Origin of the sequence: Ramlibacter tataouinensis, assembly GCF_027941915.1 — a bacterium.
Lineage (GTDB): Bacteria > Pseudomonadota > Gammaproteobacteria > Burkholderiales > Burkholderiaceae_C > Ramlibacter > Ramlibacter tataouinensis_C.
Map to the genome: position 1 here is coordinate 3,337,691 of NZ_CP116009.1, position 15,749 is coordinate 3,353,439.

Below are 15,749 nucleotides of genomic sequence, written 5' to 3' on the forward strand. Positions count from 1 at the left end.
CACAATGCCCGGCGATGGCACAGGACGTACTCGTGGCCGGTGGGGGAATCGCGGGCCTCGCCGCGGCAGTGGCCGCGCGGGCGGCCAACTGGGAGGTGCGCCTGTTCGAGCAGGCCCCCGAGTTCTCCGAAGTGGGCGCCGGCCTGCAGCTCGGGCCCAATGCCACGCGCGTGCTCGGTGCGTGGGGCGTGCTGGAGCAGTTGCAGCCGCTTGCCTGGCAGCCGCCGCGGCTGTCGGTGCGCGATGCGCTCGACGGCCGCGAGCTGGGCTCGCTGGCGCTCGGCGACTCGGCGCAGCAACGATACGGCGCTCCCTACCTGACGGTGCATCGCGCCGACCTGCACGCGACCCTGCTGCAGGCGGCCAGCCGGGCCGGCGCCTGGCTGCGCACCGGGCTGCGCATCGCCTCGGTCCGCGTTGACGGCGAGCTGGCGCAAGCCCAGCTCGAAGGCGGCGCGCAGGTCGAGGCCGACGCGCTGGCGGTGGCCGACGGCGTCTGGAGCCGCCTGCGCGAGCAGCTGGTGGGCGACGGTCCCGCGCCCGCCACCGGCCACGTCGCCTACCGGGCGCTGCTGCCCATGGCGCGCTTGCCGGCGCGGTTGCGCGGCGACGAGGTGCAGGCCTGGCTGGGGCCGCACATGCACCTGGTGCGCTACCCGGTGCGCGCCGGCGAGGCGCTCAATGTGGTGGGCTTCATCGAGGGCCGTGCCGGCGCCGGCTGGGACCACGCGGCGCAGGGCGATGCGCTGCGTGCCGCCGCGGCCGGGCTGTGCGGCGAGCTGCAGGCGCTGGTCGAGGCGGTCGAAGTCTGGCGGATGTGGCCGGTGCATGACCGCGACCCGGTCCGGGCCGCGGGCGAGATGGCGCGCGGCCGCGCGGCCCTGCTGGGGGATGCGGCGCACCCGATGCGGCCGTACCTGGCGCAGGGCGCCGGCATGGCGATCGAGGACGCCTGGGCGCTGCAGCAGGTGATGGCTGTATGCGACGGGCGCGTGATCGACGTGCCGACGGCGCTACAGCGCTACGCCCTCAACCGCTGGCAGCGCTGCGCGCGGGTGCAGCGGCGCTCGCGCCGCAACGGCTGGATCTTCCATGCCGACGGCCTGCTGCGGCGCGCCCGCAACCTGGCCATGGCCGCCGGCGGCGAGCCGCTGCTGGACCTGCCCTGGCTCTATCACGGGACCTGATCACAGGTCGGTGCGCAGGCGCCAGATCTCCGGGAACAGCACCACGTCCAGCATCTTGCGCAGGTAGGGCACGCCGCCGGTGCCGCCGGTGCCGCGCTTGAAGCCGATGATGCGCTCCACCGTGGTCACGTGGCGGAAGCGCCAGAGCCGGAAGGCGTCCTCCAGGTCGGTGAGCTCCTCGCCGAGCTGGTACAGCTCCCAGTGCTGCTCGGCATTGCGGTAGACCTGCAGCCAGGCCTGCTCCACCGCCGCGCTTTCGACATAGGGCTGGCTCCAGTCGCGCTCGACATGGCTGGCCGGCACCGGGAAGCCGCGCCGCGCCAGCAGGCGCAGCGACTCGTCGTACAGCGACGGCGCCTCGAAGGCGGCGCGCACCTGGGCCAGCAGGTCGGGGCGGTGCTCGTGCGGCTTGAGCATGGCCGGGTTCTTGTTGCCCAGGGTGAACTCGATGCGCCGGTACTGCGCGCTCTGGAAGCCGCTGGAGCTGGCCAGGTAGGGCCGGATCGCGCTGTACTCGGGCGGCGTCATGGTGGCCAGCACGTCCCAGGCATGCACCAGCTGCTCCAGGATGCGCGACACCCGGGCCAGCATCTTGAACGCGCTGCCGAGCTGGTCGTGGGCGATGCAGTCGATGGCGGCGCCCAGCTCGTGCAGCATCAGCTTCATCCACAGCTCGCTGGTCTGGTGCTGGATGATGAACAGCATCTCGTTGTGGTTGGGCGAGAGCGGCTTCTGCGCATTGAGGATCGCATCGAGCTGCAGGTAGTCGCCGTAGCTCATGGAGCGGCTGAAATCCAGTTGCGCGCCCTCGGCGTGCACGATGTCTTCGGGTCGGCTGCTGTGGTTCATGTCACGGCGTTGCGCTGGTTGAATTCGGGCCGCTGCCATTCGCCGGTCTCCAGCACCTGGCGCAGCTGCTCGACCGCATGCCAGACGTCCTCGAAGCCCAGGTACAGCGGGGTGAAGCCGAAGCGCAGGATGTCGGGCGCGCGGAAATCGCCGATCACGCCGCGCGCGATCAGCGCCTGCACGATGGCGTAGGCGCCCTCGGCGCGGGCGATGCACACCTGGGAGCCGCGCGATGCGTGCGCGCGCGGCGTGACCAGCGACAACCCCTGGCCGGCGCAGCGCTGCTCGGCCAGCTCGATGAACAGGTCGGTGAGGGCCAGCGACTTGCTGCGCAGCGCCTGCATGCCGCCCAGCGGCAAGGCCGCATCCAGCGTGTCGAGGCCGCACTCCAGGGCCACCAGGCTGAGCACCGGCTGGGTGCCGCACAGGTAGCGGGCGATGCCGGGCGCCGGACGGTAGTCGGGCGTGAACTCGAACGGCGCCGCATGGCTCCACCAGCCGGCCAGCGGTTGCCAGAAGCGGTCGGCATGGCCCGGATGCACCCAGGCGAAGGCCGGGGCGCCCGGGCCGCCGTTGAGGTACTTGTAGCTGCAGCCGACGGCGAAGTCGGCGCCGGCGCCGCGCAGGTCCAGCGGCACCGCGCCGGCGCTGTGGGCCAGGTCCCAGACCGTGAGCACGCCGTGGCGGCGGGCCAGGGCGGCGAGCGCCGCCATGTCGTGCATGGCGCCGGTGCGGTAGTTCACGTGCGTGAGCATCAGCACCGCCACGTCGCCCGCCTGCAGCGCCTGCGGGATCGCGCCGGGCTCCTCGAGCAGCCGCAGTTCGCAGCCGCGCTCGCGGCACAGCGCCTGCGCGATGTACAGGTCGGTCGGGAAGTTGCTGCGCTCGCTCAGCACGACCTTGCGGCCGGGCTGGTCGGCGGCGGCGATGTCCAGGGCGGCGCTCAGGACCTTGTACAGGTTGATCGAGGTGGTGTCGGTGGCCACCACCTCGCCGGCGCCGGCGCCGATCCAGCCGGCGATGCGGTCGCCGAGCCGGCGCGGCATGTCGTACCAGCCGGCGCTGTTCCACGAGCGGATCAGGCCGTCGCCCCATTCGCGTTCCACCGTGCGGGCGACGCGGGCGGCGGTGGCCCTGGGCAGCGGGCCCAGCGAATTGCCATCGAGGTAGATCACGCCCTCGGGCAGGGCGAACAGGTCGCGCAGCGGGCGCAGGGGGTCGGCCGCATCGCGGGCGCGGCAGTCGGGCAGGGTGGTCATGGGGCGCGCAGGACGGCGCGCACCGGCGAGGCGTCGGCCGTCATCAGTTTCAGGGGCAGGGCGATCAGTTCGTAGTCGCCTTCGGGAACGTCGTCGAGCACCAGGTTCTCCAGCACGCGCAGGCCGCGGCGGCGGATCGCCTGGTGGCTGGGCAGGTCCTTGCTGTCGGCCGGATCGATGCTGGCCGTGTCGATGCCGACCAGGCGCACGCCGCGGTCGGCCAGTTGTTCGATGGCGGCGGCCTCGAATGCCGCCAGCGCGCCGTCCCAGCGATCGGCCGGCATGCGCTGGTAAGTGCGCACCAGCACCCGCGCCGGCAGGCCGTGCGCGGCATGGGCCAGGTCGCCCCAGCGCACCAGCGGCCGGCGGCCGATCGCATGGATCACCCGGCAGGGGCCCAGGTAGGGCTCGAGGTCCAGCGCACCGACGGCGGCGCCCTGCGGGTCGTAGTGCAGCGGCGCGTCGGCATGCGCGCCCACGTGCGGCGACAGGGTCAGGCTGCTGACGTTGACTGGGCAGCCGGGCGCGATCTGCGCGGCCCACTGCTGCCGGTATGGCGTGTCGCCGGGAAACACGGGCGAGCGCTCGTGCACCGGCGGCGAGATGTCCCAAAGGCGTGGCATGCGGCGCAGTGTGGAACGCCGAAAAAGACCGTGGTGTCGGTTATTGCCAACAGCGTTTGATTTTTGTTGAGACCTAAAGCATCGGCAACGCGGGCAGGCCGTGCCGGGCCCGCGCCCGGGCGCAGGCGTCGCTGCCCGGCTCCAGTTCACGGCAGGGATTGGGCCGCCACTCGTAGATGCCGCAGGCGGCCTGCTGGCCGATGGAGCCGGTGAGGGCGGCGCAGCGCATCGGCTGGTGGTCGGTGCCGCGCATGCGCCAGGTGCGGCCGGTCACCTCGACCGCCAGCCCGGCTGGCACGCAGCCGCCGTGGACGTCGAGTTCCTCGGCGGCGAAGTCCACGCGGAAGGCGGCGCAGCAGGCGCCGCAGGCCAGGCAAGGGTGGGGGAGGGGGCGGGACATGCTGTCAACGGGACGGCGGCACCCGGCGTTGGGCGATCACTGTACGTAAATACAGTCTTCTCCGAAAGGGACCCCCATGGAACTGCAGGCTGCGCGCGAGATTATCGAAACCCTGGCCCAGGGCATCCACCCGGTCACCGGCCAGGCCATGCCGGAAGACAGGCCCTACAACGCCCCGCCGGTGATCCGGGCGCTGTTCGCGGTCTCGAAGGCGCTGGACACGCTGGCCGGCGCCGCTTCCGGACAGCCGGCGCGCCCGGCCCGGCCGCGCCGGGAGCCGCCGCCCAACACCGGCAAGCCCTGGAGCGCGCAAGACGACGAGCAACTGCGCGCCGGCTTCGACGCTGGCACCCCCACCAAGGACCTGGCGGCGGCGCTCGGTCGCACCCGCTGGGCCATCGAGTCGAGGCTGGTCAAGCTGGGCGTGATGACGCTGGGCGCTGCGCCGGCCGCTCTGGCGACGCACTGAACGCGTGGGTCAGGCCACGCGCCCCAGCAGCAGGTACTCCATCAGCGCCTTCTGCACGTGCATGCGGTTTTCGGCCTCGTCCCACACCACCGACTGCGGGCCGTCGATCACCTCGGCGGTCACCTCCTCGCCGCGGTGGGCGGGCAGGCAATGCATGAACAGGGCGTCGGGCCGGGCCACGCGCATCATGTCCTCGTCCACGCACCAGTCGGCAAAGGCCTTGCGGCGCTGCTCGTTCTCGGCCTCGTAGCCCATGCTGGTCCAGACGTCGGTGGTCACCAGGTCGGCGCCGCGGCAGGCGTCCATCGGGTCCTTGAACACCTTGTAGCTGTCGCGGCTGCGCACGCCGGCCACGGCCTGGTCCACCTCGTAGCCGCTGGGCGTGGACACGTGCACCGTGAAACCCAGCAGCTCGGCTGCCTGCAGCCAGGTGTTCGCCATGTTGTTGCCGTCGCCGACCCAGGCCACGGTCTTGCCGGCGATCGATCCGCGGTGCTCCTGGTAGGTGAACAGGTCGGCCAGGATCTGGCAGGGGTGGAACTCGTTGGTCAGGCCGTTGATCACCGGCACGCGCGAGTGCCCGGCGAAGCGCTCGATCTTGTCCTGGCCGAAGGTGCGGATCATCACCAGGTCGACCATGCGGCTGATCACGCGCGCCGAATCCTCGATCGGCTCGGCCCGGCCGAGCTGGCTGTCGCCGGTGGTCAGGTGCACCACGCTGCCGCCCAGCTGGTACATGCCGGCCTCGAAGCTCACCCGCGTACGCGTGGAAGCCTTCTCGAAGATCATGGCCAGGGTGCGGTCGGCCAGCGGGTGGTACTTCTCGTAGGCCTTGAACTTGCGCTTGATCACCGCGGCACGCTCGAACAGCCAGGCGTACTCGTCGGCGCTGAAGTCGCTGAACTGCAGGTAGTGCCGGATTGTCATGCTCACTCCGCGAGGAAGGCCTTCACCAGCGGCGCCAGGATGCCGACGCACTCGTCGGCCTCGGCCCGGGTGAAGATCAGGGGCGGCAGCAGCCGCACCACGCTGTCGGCGGTCACGCTGATCAGCAGGCCGGCTTCGGCTGCACGGTTGACCAGCACGCCGCAGGGGCGGGCCAGTTCCAGGCCGAGCATGAGGCCCTGGCCGCGGATGTCCGTCACGCCCGGCAGGCTGCCCAGTTCGCGCTCCAGCAGGCCCTTGAGGTAGCCGCCGACGTCGGCGGCATTGGCCAGCAGGCCATCCTCTTCCATGATGCGGATGGTCTCGACGCCGGCGCGCATGGCCAGCGGGTTGCCGCCGAAGGTGGTGCCGTGGTTGCCCGGCTGGAAGATGTCGGCGGCGCGCGGGCCGGCCACCACGGCGCCGACCGGCACGCCCGAGCCCAGGCCCTTGGCCATCGGCACCACGTCCGGGCGGATGCCGGCCCACTGGTGGGCGAACCACTTGCCGGTGCGGCCCATGCCGCACTGCACCTCGTCGATCATCATCAGCCAGTTGCGCTGGTCGCACAGCTCGCGCACCTGCTGCAGGTACTCGGCACGCATCGGGTTGATGCCGCCCTCGCCCTGGATGGTCTCGAAGAACACCGCCACCACGTCCGGGTTGCCCTCGGTGGCGGCCTTGAGCGCCCCGATGTCGTTCAGCGGCACGCGGATGAAGCCTTCCACCAGAGGACCGAAGCCCTGCTGGATCTTCGGGTTGCCGGTGGCCGACAGGGTGGCGATGCTGCGGCCGTGGAAAGCCTTCTCGTAGACCACGATCTGCGGCCGCTCGATGCCGCGGTCGTGGCCGAACTTGCGGGCCAGCTTGATCGCCGCCTCGTTGGCCTCCAGCCCGGTCGAGCAGAAGAACACCTTGGACAGCCCCGACAGCTCGGCCAGCCGGGCCGCCAGCTTCTCCTGGTTGGGCACGTGGTAGTAGTTGCTGCTGTGGATGATCTTGGCGACCTGGTCCTGCAGCGCCGGCACCAGCTTGGGGTGGTTGTGGCCCAGGGTGTTGACGGCGATGCCGGCGAGCGCGTCGAGGTAGGCCTTGCCGTTGAAGTCCCACACGCGCGAGCCCTGGCCGTGCGACAGCGCGATCGGCACGCGGCCGTAGGTGTTCATGGTATGGGGCGAAGCTGCCTCGGTCAGGGCCATCGGAACACTCTCCAGAAAAGAAAAGCGGCTCAACGCGTGAGCCGTTGAGGCCCGATTTTAGGCACAGCCCGGCGGCGCCATCCTTGCCGATTGCGCATCGCAGCGATGCGGTGCGATGCTGGCGGCCGGGCCCGCGACCGGGCCTGGGCCAAGTCTTATATAAGATAGAATACTTGAGCGCTGCCGGCGAGTTCGAACTCCCTTGTCGCGGCGCCGCCATGCCCCCCGCCCGATGGTCACCACACCCGCCAAAGAAGTCTTCATCCAGGGCATCACCCGGGATGGCCGCACGTTCCGGCCGAGCGACTGGGCCGAGCGGCTCGCCGGGGTGATGAGCGGTTTCCGCCCCGGCGGCTCGGCACCGGGCAGCCACCTGAACTACTCGCCCTGGTGCATGCCGCGCGTGATCGACGGCGTCAAGACCGTCGTGGTGCACAGCGACCTGCGCGGCCACGATCCGATGGCCTGGGACTTCGTGATGAATTTCGCCAGGGACAACGACTTGCGCGTGGCGGAGAAGCCGGCGGGAGCTGCGTAGTTCCAGGCGCGCTTTGCGCGAACTCAATTCAATCTAGTCAGTCGAGGACAGAGCGGCTCGCGCTTCGCGCGCTGCCGGTCTGTCCCCGAGGCGTTCGGGTGCCAGCCAAGGCGCGCCTTGCGCGCTTGCGCTGCGCGCAACGAAAAAACCGCCCGAAGGCGGTTTTTCGCTTTGGCTGGCAGCGCACCCGGTTCAAACGGCAGGCCTGCGGCTGCAGGCCCGGGCGGGCCGACTGAGGGGTCTCAGGCGGCGGCGGGGGCGGCGGCCAGGGTCTTGACCTTGGCCGACAGGCGGGCCTTGTCGCGGGCCGCCTTGTTCTTGTGGAAGATGCCCTTGTCGGCGACGGTGTCGACGATGCTCTGGGCCTTGGCGAAGAGTTCGGTGGCCTTGGCCTTGTCACCGGCGGCGACGGCCTTCTCCACGTTCTTCACCGCGGTGCGGTACTTGGAGCGCAGCGAGGTGTTGGCTGCGTTGAGCTTGACGTTCTGGCGCGTACGCTTGCGGCCGGACGCCAGGCGGGGGTTCTTCTTCTTGGGCTTGGTAGAAGCCATGATGGGTTCCTTCGGTGTCTGAGGATGATGCCAGCAAAGCCCTCCATTGTAAGCGAAGCGCCCACTTGTGCCGGCAGGGGCACCGCTACACTTGAGCCGGTGAGCCTGTTCAAAGCCGCCTCCACCGTCTCGCTGCTGACGCTGGCTTCCCGCATCACCGGGCTCGCGCGCGACCTGCTGATGGCCGCGGTGTTCGGCGCCACGGCGCTGACCGACGCCTTCAACGTCGCCTTCCGCATCCCCAACCTGTTCCGCCGCCTGTTCGGCGAGGGCGCCTTCAGCCAGGCCTTCGTGCCGGCGCTGGCCCACACCCGCGAGCAGCAGGGCGAGGAGGCTACCCGCCGGCTGGTCGACAGCGTGGCCACGGTGCTGGCCTGGGTGCTGCTGGTCACCTGCGTGGTCGGCGTGGCGGCCTCGCCGGCGCTGGTCTGGGCGCTAGCCAGCGGGCTGCGGCAGGACCCGCAGGCGTTCGACGCCGCCGTGCGGATGACGCGCTGGATGTTCCCGTACATCGGCTTCATGTCGCTGGTGGCGCTGTCGGCTGGCATCCTCAACACCTGGAAGCGCTTCGCCATCCCCGCCGCCACCCCGGTGCTGCTGAACGTCGCCCTGATCGGGGCGGCCTGGTGGGGCGCGCCGTGGTTCGCCGCTCGCGGCATCGAGCCGATCTATGCGATGGCCGCCGGCGTGATGCTGGGCGGCGTGCTGCAGCTGGGCATCCAGATCCCGGCGCTGCGCCGGCTGGGGATGCTGCCGCGCATCGGCCTCGCCGCGTCGCGGCTGCGCGAAGCCTGGCGCGACCCCGGCGTGCGCCGCATCCTGTCGCTGATGGGGCCGGCGCTGCTGGGCGTCAGCGTCGCCCAGATCTCCCTGCTGATCAACACCCAGATCGCCTCCTGGCTGCCGGCCGGCAGCGTGACCTGGCTGTTCTACGCCGACCGGCTGATGGAGTTCCCGACCGCCCTGCTGGGGGTGGCCCTGGGCGTGGTGCTGATGCCGCAGCTGGCCTCGGCGCGCGGTGCCGGTAACGACGAGCGCTACTCGTCCCTGCTCGACTGGGGACTGCGGCTGGTGGTGCTGCTGGCAGCGCCGGCCTCGGCCGCGCTGCTGGTGTTCGGGCTGCCGCTGGTGGCGACGCTGTTCCACTACGGCGCCTTCCGCGACAGCGACGTGCTGCAGGTCACGCTGGCGCTGGCCGGCTACGGCGTCGGCCTGCTGGGGCTGGTGGGCATCAAGGTGCTGGCGCCCGGCTTCTATGCCAGCCAGGACACGCGCACGCCGGTGAAGATCGCGGTGGTCGTGCTGGTGCTCACGCAGGTGATGAACGTGGCCTTCGTGCCGCTGTTCAAGCACGCCGGCCTGGCGCTGTCGATCGGCCTCGGAGCGCTGCTCAACGCCGGCTGGCTGCTGGTGGGCCTGCGCCAGCGAGGCAGCTGGCGGCCGGCGCCGGGCTGGCCGCGCTTCCTGCTGCAGGTGGTGGCGGCCACCGCGCTGCTGGCGGTGTTCCTGGCCTGGGCCGCCGCGTACTTCGACTGGGTCGCGCTGCGCGCGCAGGCCGCGCAGCGCGCCGGGCTGCTGGCCTCGCTGCTGCTGGCGTCGGTAGCGGTGTATTTCGGCGCGCTCTGGGCCGGCGGCCTGAAGCTGAGGCAATTTGTCACGCGTTGACAAGCCCGGGCCGGTCCTGCCTTGACGCTGGCCGGGCACGTCCCTTACAACGGACGCCACCATGCCGCTCAACCTCGAGGTCCCGACCGCGCTGGAGTACTTCCGTGCACTGGTCCAGGACGATGACCACTTTCCCCTGCTGGAGGCGGCTGCCAGCCTCGCCCAGGACGAGTACCCGGACCTGGACGTCCAGCAGGTGCTGGGCGACGTCGATCAGTTGCTCGCACGCCTGCGGCGCCGCCTGCCGGCCGACGCCTCGCCGCTGCAGCGCCTGCGCGCCCTCAACCAGTTCTTCTTCCGCGACCTGTCCTTCGGCGGCAACGTCAACGACTACTGCGACCCGGACAACAGCTACCTCAACGTGGTGCTGCGCACCCGGCGCGGCATCCAGATCTCGCTGGCCGTGCTGTGGATGGAGCTGGCCCAGGGGCTGGGCCTGCACGCGCGCGGCGTGTGCTTCCCCGGCCACTTCATGATCAAGGTGAACCTGCCCAAGGGGCAGGTGGTGATCGACCCGTTCACCGGCCAGTCGCTCTCGCGCGAGGAGCTGTCCGAGCGGCTGGAGCCCTACAAGCGCCGCAGCGGGCTGGTCGATGAGTTCGAGGTCCCGCTGGGGCTGTACCTGCAGGCGGCGCCGCCGCGCGACATCATCGCGCGCATGCTGCGCAACCTGAAGGAGATCCACCGCGCGCAGGAAGACTGGCAGCGCCTGATCGCGGTGCAGGACCGGCTGCTGGTGCTGCTGCCCGATGCCTGGGCCGAGTACCGCGACCGCGGCCTGGCCCATGCCGAGCAGGGCCATGCGGCGATGGCGGTGCTGGACCTGGAGACTTACCTGATCCACGCGCAGGATTCGCTCGACATCGACGTCATCGCCGAGCGCGTGGCCGACCTGCGGCGGGCGTCGCACTGAGCCACGCGGGCCGCGAGGGCCCTCGCCCGGCGGCTTCAGCCGATCACGACCGCCGCGCCGGCGCCGCGCGGCGCGACCACCCCGATCTCGTGCACGGATTCGCCCTGGCTGCGCAGCGTCGCCGCCACGGCCTGCGCGTCGGCGGCGGCCACCACCACCACCATGCCGATGCCGTTGTTGAAGGTGCGATTCATCTCCTCGTCGGCGATGCCTGCGGTGGCCTGCAGCCAGGCGAACAGCTCGGAGCGCGGCCAGCTACCGGCCTTCAGGTGGGCGGCCGTGCCTGCGGGCAGCACGCGCGGGATGTTCTCCAGCAGGCCGCCGCCGGTGATGTGGGCCAGCGCCTTGATGCCCGGGTGCTGCGCCAGCGCGGCCAGCACCGGCTTGACATAGAGGCGGGTCGGCGCCATCACCGCCTCGCGGAACGGCCGGCCGTCCAGCGTGGCCGGCAGGTGCGCGCCGGCGCGCTCGATGCACTTGCGCACCAGCGAGAAGCCGTTGGAGTGCACGCCGCTCGATGCCAGCCCGAGCACCACGTCGCCGGGCGCCACGCCGGCGCCGGACAGGATTTTCGACTTCTCCACCGCGCCGACCGCGAAGCCGGCCAGGTCGTACTCGCCCGGCGGGTACATGCCCGGCATCTCGGCCGTCTCCCCGCCGATCAAGGCGCAGCCGGACAGCTCGCAGCCGCGCGCGATGCCGCCCACCACCCGGGCGGCGGTGTCGACGTCGAGCTGGCCGCAGGCGAAGTAGTCGAGGAAGAACAGCGGCTCGGCGCCCTGCACCAGCACGTCGTTGACGCTCATGGCCACCAGGTCGATGCCGACCGTGTCGTGCATGCCCCACTCGAAGGCCAGCTTGAGCTTGGTGCCGACGCCGTCCGTGCCGCTGACCAGCACCGGCTCCTTGAACCGCTTGGGCACCTCGAACAGCGCGCCGAAACCGCCGATGCCCGCCATCACGCCTTCGCGCAGGGTGCGTTTGGCCAATGGCTTGATGCGCTCGACCAGCGCATCGCCGGCGTCGATGTCCACGCCGGCGTCTTTGTACGAGAGGGGAGTCTGGCTCATGGGGGCAGAAGGCGCGCGAGGGGCGCCCGATAGAATTCGCGGGATTTTACCGGCGACCCTCCCTTGGCCGGGCGCCCGCAACACCCCTTCCGATGCCCTTCACACCCACGCAGAAACGCGCCGCCATCTGGGCGCTGCTCGCGTTGCTGGCGCTGGGAGCCCTGCGGGCGCTGGGACCGGTGCTCACGCCCTTCGTGGTCGCCGCCGTGCTGGCCTATGCGCTGACCCCGCTGGTGGATCGCCTCGACGAGGCCGGCCGCGGCCGGGTGCCGCGCTTCGTGTCGGTCGTGCTGGTGGAGCTGCTGTTCATCGTGGTGCTGCTGTCGCTGTTCCTGATGGTGGTGCCGATCCTGGCCAAGGAGATCCCGCTCATGCGCGAGCAGGTGCCGGTGCTGTTCCAGTGGCTGGACGGCACGGTGCGACCCTGGCTGGCCCAGTTCGGCATCGAGGTGGCGCTCGACCTGCAGAGCCTCAAGACCCAGGTGCTGCGCTACCTGCAGGCCAATTACGACGAGGCCGTCACCCGCCTGCTGTCGTCGCTCAAGATCGGCGGCAGCGTGGCCTTCGCCATCGTCTTCAACGCGGTGCTGATCCCGGTGGCCCTGTTCTACCTGCTGCTGGACTGGGACCGCTTCGTGCACCGGATGCTGGAGCTGGTGCCGCCCCGCGTTCGCCCGGCGGTCGACTCGTTCACCCACGAAGCCGACCAGGTGCTGGGCCAGTACCTGCGCGGGCAGCTGCTGGTGATGCTGACCATGGCGGTGTTCTATTCGACCGGGCTGGCGCTGTTCGGGCTGGACCTGGCGCTGCCGATCGGCCTGTTCACCGGGCTGGCGATGTTCGTGCCCTACCTGGGCTTCGGCATCGGCCTGGTGCTGGCCATCCTGGCCGGGCTGCTGCAGTTCGCCTCGGCCAAGGCGCTGCTGATGGTGGCGGTGGTCTATGGGTCCGGGCAGGTGATCGAGGGCTTCTTCTTCACGCCGCGCTTCGTCGGCGAGCGCATCGGCCTGCATCCGCTGGCCGTCATCTTCGCCTTGCTGGCCTTTGCCCAGCTGTTCGGTTTCCTCGGCGTGCTGGTGGCGCTGCCGGCCAGCGCATTGCTGCTGGTGGCGATCCGCCGGGTGCGCGCCGGCTACATGGGCAGCCGCCTGTACCAGGGATGAAACAGCTCACGCTTCCGATCGCCATGGCACGCCCGCCCACGCTGGCCGGCTTCAGCGCCGGGCCGAACGAGCCGGCGCTGGCCCACCTGCGGCTGTGGGCCGGCAGCCCGACGCGCTCGCCGGTGCCGACCTACCTGTGGGGGCCGGCCGCCTGCGGCAAGACCCACCTGCTCAAGGCGGTGCAGGAGGCGCTGCGCGAGCAGGGCGCCGCCGTCGGCTGGCTCGACGCCTCGGTGGCGGAGCCGCCGGCCTTCGACGAGCGCTGGGCGGTGGTCCTGATGGACGACGTCCACCTGTACAGCGCCGTGCAGCAGCACGCCGCCTTCGCCTGGTTCGTCGGCGCGCAAACGATGCAGCGCGGGGTGCTGGCGGCCGGGCTGCTGCCGCCGGCCGACCTGCGGCTGCGCGAGGACCTGCGCACCCGGCTGGGCTGGGGCCACGTGTTCCAGCTGCAGCTGCTGTCCGAGCCCGAACGCCGCGCCGTGCTGCGCCGCGCCGCCGATGCACGCGGTATCTTCCTGTCCGACGAGGTGATGGACTTCATGCTGACGCGCTTCTCGCGCGATCTCGACAGCCTGATGCAGCTGCTCGAGCAGCTCGACGCCTATGCCCTGCAGACGCAGCGCGCCATCACCATCCCCTTGATCAAATCCATGCTGGAAAACGAGTGAAGGTCACGCTGTTCGACCTCGACCACACGCTGCTGCCGATCGACTCCGACTACGCCTGGGGCGAGTTCACCCAGACGATCGGCTGGACCGACCCGGTGGTCTTCAAGCAGCGCAACGACGCCTTCTACGAGCACTACAAGGCCGGCACGCTGGACGTGCACGACTACGTGCGCTTCGCCACCGAGGCGATCCGGCTCAAGGGCCGCGAGGCCGCCGAGCGCGCGCACGCGCGCTTCATGCAGGAGGTGATCGCCCCGGCGATCCGGCCCGAGGCGCTGCAGCTGGTGCGCGGCCACCAGCAGGCCGGCGACCGGGTGCTGATCGTCACCGCCACCAACGAGTTCGTGACCGCGCCGATCGCCCGTGCGCTCGGCGTCGACGAGCTGATCGCGGTGCGGCTGGCCCTCGGCGGCGACGGCTGGATCACCGGCGAGATCGACGGCGTGCCGTCCATGCGCGCCGGCAAGGTCGAACGGGTCGGCCAGTGGCTGGCCGAGCAGGGCCTGGACTGGCGCGGCGTCGAGACCACCTTCTATTCCGACTCCATGAACGACCTGCCGCTGCTGGAGCGCTGCAACCACCCGGTGGCCACCAACCCCGACGCCATCCTGCGCGACCTGGCCGTCCAGCGCGGCTGGCGCATACTGGACCTGTTCCCCTCCCATCCATGATCAAGCAATTCATCGACCGCCTGCTGGGCGCCGGCGGCACCGGCCGCAAGCCGCGCTTCGGCAAGCGCCAGGAGATCGGCCCGCAGGAGCACCGGATCGACCCCGCGCTGGTGGACGAGCGCGCCGCCAACGTGGTGCGCACGCTCAAGGAGGGCGGCTACCAAGCCTACATCGTCGGCGGTGCGGTCCGCGACCTGCTGCTGGGCCTGCGCCCCAAGGACTTCGACGTCGCCACAGACGCCACGCCCGAGCAGGTCAAGGCGCTGTTCCGCCGCGCCTTCATCATCGGCCGGCGCTTCCGCATCGTGCACGTGGTGTACGGCCGCGGGCGCGAACACGAGGTGATCGAGGTCTCGACCTTCCGCGCCTACCTGGACAACGCCGCGGCCGAGGCGGTGAGCGGCAACGAGAAGACCAGCAAGAACGAACTGGCGGGCCTCAAGCACGCGGTGGACGCCAGCGGCCGCGTGCTGCGCGACAACGTCTGGGGCCCGCAGGAGGAAGACGCCACCCGGCGCGACTTCACCATCAACGCGATGTACTACGACCCGCAGACGCAGACGCTGGTCGACTTCCATGGCGGCATGAAGGATGCGCGCAAGCTGACGCTGCGCATGATCGGCAACCCGGCCGCGCGCTACCGGGAGGACCCGGTGCGCCTGATCCGGGCGGTGCGCTTCGCCGCCAAGCTCAATCCGCTGGGCTTCACGCTGGAGGCCAAGACCCTGGCGGCGCTGCGGCCCAGCCTGCCACTGCTGGCCGACGTGCCGCAGAGCCGCCTGTTCGACGAGATGCTCAAGCTGCTGCAGACCGGCCATGCGGTGGCCACCATCGAGCAGCTCAGGGCGCTGGGCATGGCGCAGGGCATCTACCCGCTGCTGGACCTGGTGGTCGAGCGCGCCGACCAGTCGTTCGTGCGCTCGGCGCTGCAGGACACCGACCGCCGCGTGGCCGGAGGCAAGCCGGTCGCGCCCAGCTTCCTGCTGGCCTGCGTGCTGTGGTCCGACGTGCGCGAGGGCTGGGCCCAGCGGCTGGCCCGCAAGGAGCATCCCATCCCGGCGCTGCAGGGCGCGATCGACGACGTCTTCGATGCCCGCATCGGCGACGTGTCGGGGCGCGGCAAGCTGGGCGCCGACATGCGCGAGATCTGGATGATGCAGCCGCGCTTCGACAAGCGTGTGGGCAGCACCCCGTTCAGCCTGGTCGAGCAGCCGCGGTTCCGCGCCGGCTTCGACTTCATGCGGCTGCGCGCCGACGCCGGCGAGATCGACGTGGTGCTGGCCGACTGGTGGCAGGAGTTCAGCCTGGCCGACGAGGCCGCCCGCGAAGACCTGATCGCCCAGGTGCGCGCCGAACAGCAGCAAAAGGGCGCGCGCCGGGTGCGCGTGGTCAAGCCGCAGGAGAAGGCCTCGCCGGTGGAGCGTCCGGCCGCCGGTGCGCCGCTGGCGGCCGCCGAGACTGAGCAGCCGGATGCCGAGGCCGCCGGTGAGGGCGCCGCCGACGCGCCGCGCAAGCGCCGCCGCCGGCGCCGCAAGCCGGCGGGCGCTGGCGCTGCGGCCGGCGACGCCCCGCCGCCAGCCGTCGCCGGCGACTGAGC

General features: G+C 71.1%; 17 protein-coding genes. 9 read left to right on the plus strand and 8 right to left on the minus strand.

What is annotated here, in order from left to right; all coding sequences use genetic code 11:
• The first annotated feature begins 14 nt into the window (after positions 1 to 14).
• Positions 15 to 1,187, plus strand: coding sequence for an FAD-dependent monooxygenase (locus tag PE066_RS15935; RefSeq protein WP_271233508.1), 1,173 nt, complete (start codon positions 15 to 17; stop codon positions 1,185 to 1,187).
• On the opposite strand, the gene kynA is transcribed toward PE066_RS15935, so the two are convergent.
• The 4 genes from kynA to PE066_RS15955 all read right to left on the minus strand — a co-directional run bounded on the left by kynA (position 1,188) and on the right by PE066_RS15955 (position 4,318).
• Positions 1,188 to 2,036, minus strand: a complete 849-nt coding sequence (gene kynA, locus PE066_RS15940; RefSeq protein ID WP_271233509.1) for a tryptophan 2,3-dioxygenase — start codon at positions 2,034 to 2,036, stop codon at positions 1,188 to 1,190.
• A complete protein-coding gene (gene kynU / locus PE066_RS15945) occupies positions 2,033 to 3,295 on the minus strand; it encodes a kynureninase (RefSeq protein ID WP_271233510.1) in 1,263 nt (420 codons plus the stop codon). The genes kynA and kynU overlap by 4 nt, the downstream gene beginning before the upstream one ends.
• Positions 3,292 to 3,918, minus strand: a complete 627-nt coding sequence (gene kynB / locus PE066_RS15950; RefSeq protein ID WP_271233511.1) for an arylformamidase — start codon at positions 3,916 to 3,918, stop codon at positions 3,292 to 3,294. Before kynB ends, kynU begins: the two co-directional genes overlap by 4 nt.
• Positions 3,919 to 3,991: 73 nt before the next feature.
• The gene (locus PE066_RS15955; RefSeq protein ID WP_271233512.1) at positions 3,992 to 4,318 is read right to left on the minus strand and encodes a YkgJ family cysteine cluster protein; all 327 of its coding nucleotides are present in this window, start codon (positions 4,316 to 4,318) and stop codon (positions 3,992 to 3,994) included.
• 76 nt (positions 4,319 to 4,394) lie between these two features.
• Here PE066_RS15955 and PE066_RS15960 point away from each other — a divergent pair, with 76 nt between their 5' ends.
• Positions 4,395 to 4,787: a hypothetical protein gene (locus PE066_RS15960; RefSeq protein ID WP_271233513.1), complete on the plus strand. Its 393-nt coding sequence runs from the start codon at positions 4,395 to 4,397 to the stop codon at positions 4,785 to 4,787.
• Positions 4,788 to 4,796: 9 nt separating this feature from the next.
• On the opposite strand, the gene argF is transcribed toward PE066_RS15960, so the two are convergent.
• On the minus strand, positions 4,797 to 5,714 hold the full coding sequence (argF, locus tag PE066_RS15965; protein ID WP_271233514.1) for an ornithine carbamoyltransferase: 918 nt from the start codon (positions 5,712 to 5,714) through the stop codon (positions 4,797 to 4,799).
• Between the two features lie 2 nt (positions 5,715 to 5,716).
• The gene (locus PE066_RS15970; protein WP_271233515.1) at positions 5,717 to 6,910 is read right to left on the minus strand and encodes an aspartate aminotransferase family protein; all 1,194 of its coding nucleotides are present in this window, start codon (positions 6,908 to 6,910) and stop codon (positions 5,717 to 5,719) included.
• A 232-nt stretch (positions 6,911 to 7,142) separates the two neighbouring features.
• Between PE066_RS15970 and PE066_RS15975 the strand changes: the two genes are divergently transcribed.
• Positions 7,143 to 7,448, plus strand: a complete 306-nt coding sequence (locus PE066_RS15975; protein ID WP_271233516.1) for a DUF3579 domain-containing protein — start codon at positions 7,143 to 7,145, stop codon at positions 7,446 to 7,448.
• Positions 7,449 to 7,690: 242 nt separating this feature from the next.
• Here the strand turns inward: PE066_RS15975 and rpsT are convergent, their stop codons facing one another.
• The gene (gene rpsT, locus PE066_RS15980) at positions 7,691 to 7,999 is read right to left on the minus strand and encodes a 30S ribosomal protein S20 (protein ID WP_271233517.1); all 309 of its coding nucleotides are present in this window, start codon (positions 7,997 to 7,999) and stop codon (positions 7,691 to 7,693) included.
• A 99-nt stretch (positions 8,000 to 8,098) separates the two neighbouring features.
• On the opposite strand from rpsT, the gene murJ reads away from it, so the two are divergent.
• A complete protein-coding gene (murJ, locus tag PE066_RS15985) occupies positions 8,099 to 9,664 on the plus strand; it encodes a murein biosynthesis integral membrane protein MurJ (RefSeq protein ID WP_271233518.1) in 1,566 nt (521 codons plus the stop codon).
• 61 nt (positions 9,665 to 9,725) lie between these two features.
• Positions 9,726 to 10,577, plus strand: a complete 852-nt coding sequence (locus tag PE066_RS15990) for a SirB1 family protein (protein ID WP_271233519.1) — start codon at positions 9,726 to 9,728, stop codon at positions 10,575 to 10,577.
• A gap of 35 nt (positions 10,578 to 10,612) precedes the next feature.
• Here PE066_RS15990 and purM read toward each other — a convergent pair whose 3' ends face one another.
• A complete protein-coding gene (gene purM / locus PE066_RS15995) occupies positions 10,613 to 11,647 on the minus strand; it encodes a phosphoribosylformylglycinamidine cyclo-ligase (protein ID WP_271233520.1) in 1,035 nt (344 codons plus the stop codon).
• Between the two features lie 92 nt (positions 11,648 to 11,739).
• Between purM and PE066_RS16000 the strand changes: the two genes are divergently transcribed.
• From PE066_RS16000 to pcnB, 4 genes are read left to right on the plus strand one after another with little or no spacing between them, the layout of a single operon-like run.
• The gene (locus tag PE066_RS16000) at positions 11,740 to 12,810 is read left to right on the plus strand and encodes an AI-2E family transporter (RefSeq protein ID WP_271233521.1); all 1,071 of its coding nucleotides are present in this window, start codon (positions 11,740 to 11,742) and stop codon (positions 12,808 to 12,810) included.
• Positions 12,807 to 13,481, plus strand: coding sequence for a DnaA regulatory inactivator Hda (gene hda / locus PE066_RS16005; protein ID WP_271233522.1), 675 nt, complete (start codon positions 12,807 to 12,809; stop codon positions 13,479 to 13,481). Before PE066_RS16000 ends, hda begins: the two co-directional genes overlap by 4 nt.
• On the plus strand, positions 13,478 to 14,152 hold the full coding sequence (locus PE066_RS16010; protein ID WP_271233523.1) for an HAD family hydrolase: 675 nt from the start codon (positions 13,478 to 13,480) through the stop codon (positions 14,150 to 14,152). The genes hda and PE066_RS16010 overlap by 4 nt, the downstream gene beginning before the upstream one ends.
• Positions 14,149 to 15,747 carry a polynucleotide adenylyltransferase PcnB gene (gene pcnB, locus PE066_RS16015; RefSeq protein WP_271233524.1) on the plus strand — a complete coding sequence of 533 codons (1,599 nt, stop codon included), beginning with the start codon at positions 14,149 to 14,151 and terminating at the stop codon, positions 15,745 to 15,747. Before PE066_RS16010 ends, pcnB begins: the two co-directional genes overlap by 4 nt.
• Positions 15,748 to 15,749: the final 2 nt, after the last annotated feature.

Excerpts from the sequence above, each read along its gene's own strand:
- kynA (WP_271233509.1), bottom strand. The coding sequence starts at position 2,036 with ATGAACCACAGCAGCCGACCCGAAGACATCGTGCACGCCGAGGGCGCG.
- kynU (WP_271233510.1), bottom strand. The coding sequence starts at position 3,295 with ATGACCACCCTGCCCGACTGCCGCGCCCGCGATGCGGCCGACCCCCTG.
- PE066_RS15960 (WP_271233513.1), top strand. The coding sequence starts at position 4,395 with ATGGAACTGCAGGCTGCGCGCGAGATTATCGAAACCCTGGCCCAGGGC.
- argF (WP_271233514.1), bottom strand. The coding sequence starts at position 5,714 with ATGACAATCCGGCACTACCTGCAGTTCAGCGACTTCAGCGCCGACGAG.
- PE066_RS15935 (WP_271233508.1), top strand. The coding sequence starts at position 15 with ATGGCACAGGACGTACTCGTGGCCGGTGGGGGAATCGCGGGCCTCGCC.
- purM (WP_271233520.1), bottom strand. The coding sequence starts at position 11,647 with ATGAGCCAGACTCCCCTCTCGTACAAAGACGCCGGCGTGGACATCGAC.
- hda (WP_271233522.1), top strand. The coding sequence starts at position 12,807 with ATGAAACAGCTCACGCTTCCGATCGCCATGGCACGCCCGCCCACGCTG.
- PE066_RS16000 (WP_271233521.1), top strand. The coding sequence starts at position 11,740 with ATGCCCTTCACACCCACGCAGAAACGCGCCGCCATCTGGGCGCTGCTC.
- rpsT (WP_271233517.1), bottom strand. The coding sequence starts at position 7,999 with ATGGCTTCTACCAAGCCCAAGAAGAAGAACCCCCGCCTGGCGTCCGGC.
- kynB (WP_271233511.1), bottom strand. The coding sequence starts at position 3,918 with ATGCCACGCCTTTGGGACATCTCGCCGCCGGTGCACGAGCGCTCGCCC.
- PE066_RS15990 (WP_271233519.1), top strand. The coding sequence starts at position 9,726 with ATGCCGCTCAACCTCGAGGTCCCGACCGCGCTGGAGTACTTCCGTGCA.
- PE066_RS15955 (WP_271233512.1), bottom strand. The coding sequence starts at position 4,318 with ATGTCCCGCCCCCTCCCCCACCCTTGCCTGGCCTGCGGCGCCTGCTGC.
- pcnB (WP_271233524.1), top strand. The coding sequence starts at position 14,149 with ATGATCAAGCAATTCATCGACCGCCTGCTGGGCGCCGGCGGCACCGGC.
- PE066_RS15975 (WP_271233516.1), top strand. The coding sequence starts at position 7,143 with ATGGTCACCACACCCGCCAAAGAAGTCTTCATCCAGGGCATCACCCGG.
- PE066_RS15970 (WP_271233515.1), bottom strand. The coding sequence starts at position 6,910 with ATGGCCCTGACCGAGGCAGCTTCGCCCCATACCATGAACACCTACGGC.